This window comes from Actinocatenispora comari (genome assembly GCF_017312725.1).
Taxonomy (GTDB): Bacteria; Actinomycetota; Actinomycetes; order Mycobacteriales; family Micromonosporaceae; genus Actinocatenispora; species Actinocatenispora comari.
Map to the genome: position 1 here is coordinate 21,870 of NZ_BOPO01000040.1, position 7,137 is coordinate 29,006.

The 7,137-nt window shown below is 63.6% G+C and carries 7 protein-coding genes; 3 read left to right on the forward strand and 4 right to left on the reverse strand.

Features of this window, described 5'->3' with window-relative positions; genetic code table 11:
* Positions 1–325: 325 nt before the first annotated feature.
* Positions 326–754, forward strand: coding sequence for a hypothetical protein (locus NUM_RS12685; protein ID WP_207125020.1), 429 nt, complete (start codon positions 326–328; stop codon positions 752–754).
* A gap of 659 nt (positions 755–1,413) precedes the next feature.
* Here NUM_RS12685 and NUM_RS12690 read toward each other — a convergent pair.
* Positions 1,414–2,214 carry an inositol monophosphatase family protein gene (locus NUM_RS12690; protein ID WP_207125021.1) on the reverse strand — a complete coding sequence of 267 codons (801 nt, stop codon included), beginning with the start codon at positions 2,212–2,214 and terminating at the stop codon, positions 1,414–1,416.
* The gene (locus tag NUM_RS12695) at positions 2,211–3,095 is read right to left on the reverse strand and encodes a DUF5919 domain-containing protein (RefSeq protein ID WP_207125022.1); all 885 of its coding nucleotides are present in this window, start codon (positions 3,093–3,095) and stop codon (positions 2,211–2,213) included. Before NUM_RS12695 ends, NUM_RS12690 begins: the two co-directional genes overlap by 4 nt.
* 894 nt (positions 3,096–3,989) lie before the next feature.
* Here NUM_RS12695 and NUM_RS12700 point away from each other — a divergent pair.
* The gene (locus NUM_RS12700; protein WP_207125023.1) at positions 3,990–4,313 is read left to right on the forward strand and encodes a hypothetical protein; all 324 of its coding nucleotides are present in this window, start codon (positions 3,990–3,992) and stop codon (positions 4,311–4,313) included.
* Here the strand turns inward: NUM_RS12700 and NUM_RS12705 are convergent.
* Positions 4,294–5,073 carry a hypothetical protein gene (locus NUM_RS12705; protein WP_207125024.1) on the reverse strand — a complete coding sequence of 260 codons (780 nt, stop codon included), beginning with the start codon at positions 5,071–5,073 and terminating at the stop codon, positions 4,294–4,296. The two genes, NUM_RS12700 and NUM_RS12705, sit on opposite strands and share 20 nt — an antisense overlap.
* Before the next feature lie 619 nt (positions 5,074–5,692).
* On the opposite strand from NUM_RS12705, the gene NUM_RS12710 reads away from it, so the two are divergent.
* Positions 5,693–6,421, forward strand: a complete 729-nt coding sequence (locus NUM_RS12710; RefSeq protein WP_207125025.1) for a GntR family transcriptional regulator — start codon at positions 5,693–5,695, stop codon at positions 6,419–6,421.
* Positions 6,422–6,820: 399 nt separating this feature from the next.
* Here NUM_RS12710 and NUM_RS12715 read toward each other — a convergent pair.
* Positions 6,821–7,137 (reverse strand): integrase core domain-containing protein (locus tag NUM_RS12715; RefSeq protein ID WP_207125026.1); only part of this gene is annotated, 317 nt, incomplete at its 5' end.

The following is a 7,137-nucleotide window of genomic DNA, read 5'->3' on the forward strand; positions in this document are numbered from 1 at the left end:
GGATACGGACGTTTGGTGGGGCGGTCTCCGTTGGGTCGAAGGCGTCCTAATGCAGGCGGAGCGTTTCGAGACCGTCTTCTATGAATTAGATCGCGCAATTCAAGATTCTCACATGCGAGCGCAGTGCAACGAGTCGAGCGCTCAGGCTACAGCGTGGAGACGGCATTATGATCGCCATCATCGGAAATTTGATTCCGAACGGCCAATAAGGGTTCCGACATGGGCGCTTGCAATGCAAGTTAGGACGGACCTGGACCTACTAATCGTTGCCGTGAGGAACGTCCTTCGGGCGCAGGTTCGCCTTCCGATAGATCTGCAGACTCAGATGAGCGGGCAGGAGGTCCTAGAGCTTCTGCGTAACCTCAGTGAGCATTGGGACGAGATTGGCGGTCGATCCGCCGAGAAGCTTGAGGAGAACTATCCGGACGTCTCAGTTGATACAGTCAAATGCACGAATAAGGAGATATGGATAGCTAACGTCCCGTTATCTCGTATTCGCGCTTGGGTGAACCGGGTTCGCGAATCTCTGATCGCCGCCTTGGAGTCTGTAGGTGTTGATGTGCCGGACGATATGGGGTCGATGATTGGCGGGGATGACGCATTATCTTGGCCTGCCGATCGTCACAGATATCGACTCTGGATGATCCCACTCGTCGAAATGCGGGATTGGCCGACGGATGAGATTCCGACCGAAGTCGGTGCCTTGATTTCTGAGCGGTTTGCACGTTTGAGAGCTAGAGACGTCACTGATTAGTAGTAGCTGGGCTCTTCGGTTCTACATGCTTAGATCACCGCCATTGATTTTAGATTGTCTTAGTTATCCTGGCCCACTTCTACCTGGATTTTACGGCAACGTTGGCCGGCCATCTTCTGGTGCTGTATAAATGTCCCATGGGCACGGCGATCGTAACTGGACTATTCACTTTGATTGCAGCGTTGAGCGTGCAGTGGCTCCAGAGCCGTAGGCAGCGCGCAAAGGAGCATGAGGCTCGTTTATGGGAACGCCAAGCGAAGACGTACGTTACTCTGATTCAATACCAAGGCGGAGGCATGGCGGATGAAGCCAATTCTGCCACTAGCCAGGAGCTCGCTGTCAGAGATGAGATATCTGCGGAGGCCGCGGCCTATGCCTCTCGCGAGGTTTTGGATCTGTGGCAGAAGTCTGCGCGCGCGTCTTGGGAACTGAGTGAATACGTTATGGATAATTGGCCTGAGTTCAGTGATGAAAACTCCGATGAACAGGCGGTAAGGAGGGCGATGGAGGGCGACACGAGATTTTCGTCCCTTCGTTCCGCAAGAGAAGACGCTCGGCGGAGACTCTCTCAACGGGTTCGCGAAGAGTTAGGCTCTATGGGCTCATAAGGAGAGAAGTTTTGCTCCTTTTATTAAGGCGTAGAGCTGAGCAAATCCTATTTACCTTGTCTGGGCAACCGCATCTCGGATGAGGTTGGAGAGACGGGCTGCAACGCCGGGCGTAGCTGCTGCAATGGAGTCCGATCTGAAGCTGTGGATGTTGCCCTGCTGGTCGGAGATGCGGGCGCTGGCTTCGCGAGCGATGATGGCCCCTGCGCTGACATCCCATGGGTGGTTGCTAAGGAGTACACAAGCGTCGAGCCTTCCCTCAGCAACCCAGCAGAGGTCGATGGCGGCGGAGCCGAGCATGCGGATGCGTTGGACGCGGGGGGCGAGTGCTTCGGTCACGGCGAAGCGTTCCCGGTTCTTCGCTTCGGCGCCTTCGCCGACGGCGTAGTCGCCGATGGACACGATGGCGTCTTCGAGCCGGGTCGTGCTGCTGACGGTGATTCGGTTGCCGTCGCGGTAGGCGCCGCCGCCTTCGGCGGCCCAGTACCGCTGGTTCAGCGCGGGTAGGTAGACGGCGCCGAGGATGGGGCGGCCGGCTTCGACCAGGGCGAGGGAGACGGCGTACATCGGGAGGCCGTGCAGGTAGTTGGCGGTGCCGTCGACGGGGTCGAGGATCCACGCGGTAGCAGTCTGCGCGTCGGCGCCGCCGTGTTCTTCGCCGAGGAAGTCGATCTCGGGGGTTTCCTTGGCGAGGAAGGTACGTAGGTCGTCCTCGACGGCGTAGTCCACCTCGGAGGCCATGTCGCGGTCACCCTTGGCGGTGATGGTGCCGGGGTCCTGCTGGCGGATGCGGGTGGTGGCGCGTTCGGCGGCTTCCAGTGCGACGGGCAGCAGCTCGGCGGGGTCGATCACAGTGCGGTGCTCCCGTCGCGGATGGTGTCGTAGACCTGCGAGTAGGTGAAGTACAGGCCCTCGTCGCCCTGGCGGTGGATCAGGAACGTGGGCGAGTCGAGGCCGCGGGTATCGGGCAGGTAGTGCTGGGCCACGCAGATCTCGTCGTCGATCAGCGTGACGTTGACCCGCGGTACCGCCTCGTAGGTGGCGAGGGTGAACCGGCCCTGCGCCGCCGGCGTGAGCTTGGCGCGTAGCCGCTTCATGATGTGGATGTTCACCTCGGTCAGGTCCGCGAGGTGGTTCTCCGGCAGGCTCTCCTCGATCGCGCGGCTGCGGATCGCTTGGCCGTGCGGGTCGAGGAACAGGCACGTGATCGTGGTGCCGGACTCCAACAGGCGGCGGATCTTCTGGTCCGGGTAGCTCTGGCACAGGATGTTGAGCGACAGGCCGAGGATGCGGATGTCCTTCGCGCTGTCGAACAGGCTGGCCGGGGTGACGTCGGCGGCGAACTCGGTACGGCTGGTGTAGACGGCCTGCAGGTCGGCGTACTTGCCGGCGGCCAGCACCGGCGCGGCCTTCGTGACGTGGTCGCTCGGCGTGCTCTCCCCCTCGGCGCGGTGCAGCGGCTCGGCAGGCAGATCGGCCGGCGGCGGCGCGAACAGATCTTCGGCTTTCCACCCGGTGAACATCACTTCGAGCACGCGGCAGTGGTGCTCGTACGGCAGCTTGGTCACCTGCCCGGTCACCCAGCGATGCAGCTGCGCGCGACTCGGCGCACCACCGATGAGACGCGGATCCACCGTCTTCGCGGCCCGGTCGTACTCGGCGGTGAACGTCCGGTGCGCGGTCCACCGGCGGCGTTCGAGCAGCACCTTCAGCAGGGTCTCTGCCTCTGACACGTCCGCTCCCCACGTTTGCCCGGTCAAGCAGACAACAGGCTATCGCCTCGGATGAGACAGGACGAGACACAGACGAGACAGGGCGGCGCGTAGACGGTCAAGACGGGACAGTGGCGGCCTCGCGACGCAACGTGTTTCTTCATCAAACTTCGTCCCATGATCGATTCGCAGGAACCGCGGCGGCCGTGCCTGTCGTGCCGCGGCCGGGGCTGGAAGTACGTCACCTCCCGGCGCGTGCTCGTCGGCCAGGCCGACACCGAAGCGGCCGGGCTGTGGAACGTGCGAACCTGCCGCGACTGCACACCCCCGCAGATCCCCTCGCGGGACGCAGCATGACCGGGCCGGAGCCTCGCGGTGAGGGGCTGATGCAGGCGGGTCCGCACTCGCACTGGTACCGGGTGCGTCGCGCCGTCGACGGGCTCCCGTCCGGACTGGCGGTCACCACCGTCATCGTCTACCCGGCATCCGGAGTGCTCTCGCTGCACTGGGGATCCGGGTCGATGTCCCGGCTGTCCGGGGCGGAGGCATGGGCGGTCGCCGCGTGCCTGGGGAGGCGGTCAGACGCAGCCTGCCGCGGGTCGGGGCGGCGGGGCTGGTGCTGGAAGCCGACCGCGGGCAGGGCTGGTTCCGCGTCTGACCCAACCAACAAGGCTCGTCCGGTGGAGGTAGCCGTCACCGCCGGGCGCAGGGGCAGGACGGGGCGCGCGCAGGAAGAGGCGTGCCCTCCGTACCAGGGCGCGGCGCGCGTTCCGTCCTGTCCACCACAGACCGGCACCGGGACGGACGCAGGCAACCCGCCGCGTCCCCACGCGGCAGGACATGGGTCCACTCCCCGACCCGTGATGGCCCGTCCGTCCTGGTGCCATCCAACGCACGCGGGAAGGGATCGCAGTCATGGCAACGGTTTCCGTCGGCCGCTTCGTCCCCCTACCGGGACAGACCGTGTACCTGACCGACCGCGCCTCGCCCCGCTTCGCCGGCCACCCGGTACGGCTGCTGATCACCGCCGAGTCCACCCCGTCGGAGTGGGACGACCGGTCCGGACGGTCGGCACGGGATTCAGCGTGGCTGTCGCTGACCGGGTACGAACTCGACCCGCGCGGCCGACGGCTCAACCTTCGCGAGCACGTCTCGGTGTATGCGCCCGGCATTGTCCTGGTCGGCGAGCCGGGTGTGCGGGCTTGCCTGAGCAGCACCGTCAGCGAGAGGCTTCAATGATCTCGCGTGCGGTGATCGCCTCAACGAACCAGTACATGTTGCCCTTAGCTCCATCCGGGGCTGCGCACAGAATCCGATTCGGTTCCTCATCCGGTCGTGGGAGTCGGGGAATGAGGTTCTCCGGTGCCGGGTGTTTCATCTGCGAGCGCCGGTAGGACGTCGCCGTGAGGTACATACCCGCGGCGTTCCGCAGAGGGCCGAGCCGGGCGTCGTTGCGCAGCGAGTTACCCTCGTTCGGCCAGTACGGACGATTGTAGGAAATGACCAAGTCGACGTCAGCAGCGTCGTTAGGCTCCATGGCTTTGGCGAATCGTGCCCCCGACCTGCTCTCCGTGATTTCCGGAAACGGGCCGGGCAGCCTGGCGGCATCCCTGTACCGAGGGCGCCGCAGGTCCCAACGCCATCGTATGCGGGCCACCCGCCACGCTTTCTCGGCAATTTCCTCGCCATCAATGGGATATCCATGGCGAGGAAGTGCATGGGAGACGAAATATCCCGACTCGTTGGCCTGGGCGACTCCCCTACGGTCAGCCTTGACATGGAACCGGTGACCATCCGGATGTTCGCCATTCGGGCCATGGACAGACAAATGGAAGACGCCCACCTCGCCAATTGGGTCAACGTAGAAGTCCGTACCCTTAGCGGTGATTCGCCACATATTGCCGAGTACTGGCCGATCCGACCCTGAATCACTGAAAGCGAGAAGTATTTCTCTTGTCGGCGTCACAAGGCTTCGATTCATTGGTTTGCCCTGTTCCATTTTCTAACGATTCTTGACTGGGGGCATGTAATGCAAAATTCCGCTTGGCAATCCTTGCTGCCACGGCTACCACTACGGCGGCCACGAGAGCGACACGCGGAGCCGTTTTGTCGAAGATCGTCGGGCGCTTGCCCAGCACTGTACGGATACTTTGAGTATTGGCGCAAGCGTAAATGCCACGTGTCGCCGACTCCGAGATAATTGCAGGTGACGACGATCAGCTGAGGCGGGTCTGCGTCCACTGTGACAAAGGTGCAGAACACGTCATGATCGATTTGATTGTCATGAAATATCTCGAAATCTCACCTAAATTCCGTCGGCTTGACTGCCCAGACGATACGAACATCGCCTGGCCACTGCCTTGTACGGCACCTGACGATCGCGCCTGGCGCGGTCGGGCCGCATGCGCCTGTGCGGCTCGACCTGGCGGATACCGACACGGGCGAGCCTGGCATCAACAGCGACGCGTACCCCTTCGATGCAGTGCCGACGCCTCGTCGAGCATCAGCGAGTTCCAGTCACCTCTACGTGACTTTTCGAGTCGCGTCGGCTAACTTGTCCTGACAGGTGTAACACGCTTGACAGGTCGTACAGCGACGTTGGCCCCGCAGGAGTGGTAATGGCGTTCGAGGCGAAGCTGAGCAAGTACGCCGTGATCGCGTCGACCCTTCAGGGCCGCATCGAGGACGGCACGTACGCGCGGGGCGACTGGCTGCCCAGCGAAGCGCAGATCGCGGCCGAGTTCAACGCGTCCCGGCAGACCGCCGTGCGGGCGCTGAACATCCTCAAACAGGACGGCTGGATCGACAGCCAACAGGGCAAGGGGTACGTCGTCCGCGGCCGTCCGGCGGGCTCCCGGCTCGGCGCACCGGACTACATCGAGGAACTACTCAACGCCGAAGAGACTTCGGCCCGGCTGCTCGGCGTCGAGGCGGTACTTGCCTCACCGCGTGTCGCGGATGCGTTGGGAGTCAAGGAGAACAGCGCCGTGTTCGAACGACGCCGCCTGGTCTCCGGCGACCGCGGACCGGTCGCGCTGTCCACCGCGTACCTTCCGGTGCAGATCGCCGTGGCGGCATCGGCCGACGGCTCCGAGCCGGTCTCCGGCAACCTGCGCGACCGCATCGAGTCGGCCCGCGGTACCCGCTTCGACTTCGTCACCGAACGCATCACCGCCCGGCCACCTACCGCCGATGAGGCCGAGCTGTTGAAGATGGACCCGTCCGACTCGGTGCTGTGGCTCCTGCTCACCGTCCACGCCCCGGACGGCTCGTCCCTGGTCACCTACGACGTCGTCCTCCCCGGCGACCGACACGAACTCGTAGACAGCTTCGCCCTCGGCTCCTGAACGGTCCGTTGCGGGTAGGCCAAGGGAGTCGCCGTGGTGTTAAGGCCGGCTTACTTCAAATGCGCCATGACGTACATAACGTTCGGCGTCGTTGGAATGATCATCGCAATGGCGATCAAGTGACCGCCGTCGCAGTGGTGGGGTTACCTGTTTGGCGGTGTCGTCGCACTCGGCGCGGTTGGCGAGTCTGTGTGGGTGGTTCGGCGCGCTCGCATCGAGGTCGACGGTGAATCGATCAGCGCGGACGATGCGTACTGGGGAGCGCGGAGCATGGCGCGCACCAACGCTGTAGCGGTCATTGGCTACGGGCGAGTCTGGAAGATCGAAGGGCGCGACGGAACGATCCTGCGCCTGCGGTCGCTCTGGTCCAGACGGCAGCTCAAGCGGCTTGCCGACGAGCTAGCTGTTCTGGGTCATGACGTTGGTGACGCCTGCGTGCAGCCGTGAGGCTGGTGGGCGGTCTCCGATGGCGGTGTGTGCTCGATGGTAGTTGTAGTGAACGTTCCATACGTCGATGGCGGCGGCGCGTTCGGCTTCGCTGGACCACGCTCGGGTGTAGAGCAGTTCGTCGGCCAGGATGCGGTTGTAGCGTTCGACCTTGCCGTTGTGTCGGGGTGTGAACGGTCGGATGCGTTGGTGGCGGGCGCCGTGGCTGGCCACGATGCGGGTGAAGCGGTGCGCGCGGTAGTTGGCGCCGTTGTCGGTGACCACGCGGG

Excerpts from the sequence above, each read along its gene's own strand:
- NUM_RS12685 (WP_207125020.1), top strand. The coding sequence starts at position 326 with ATGAGCGGGCAGGAGGTCCTAGAGCTTCTGCGTAACCTCAGTGAGCAT.
- NUM_RS12700 (WP_207125023.1), top strand. The coding sequence starts at position 3,990 with ATGGCAACGGTTTCCGTCGGCCGCTTCGTCCCCCTACCGGGACAGACC.
- NUM_RS12705 (WP_207125024.1), bottom strand. The coding sequence starts at position 5,073 with ATGGAACAGGGCAAACCAATGAATCGAAGCCTTGTGACGCCGACAAGA.
- NUM_RS12710 (WP_207125025.1), top strand. The coding sequence starts at position 5,693 with ATGGCGTTCGAGGCGAAGCTGAGCAAGTACGCCGTGATCGCGTCGACC.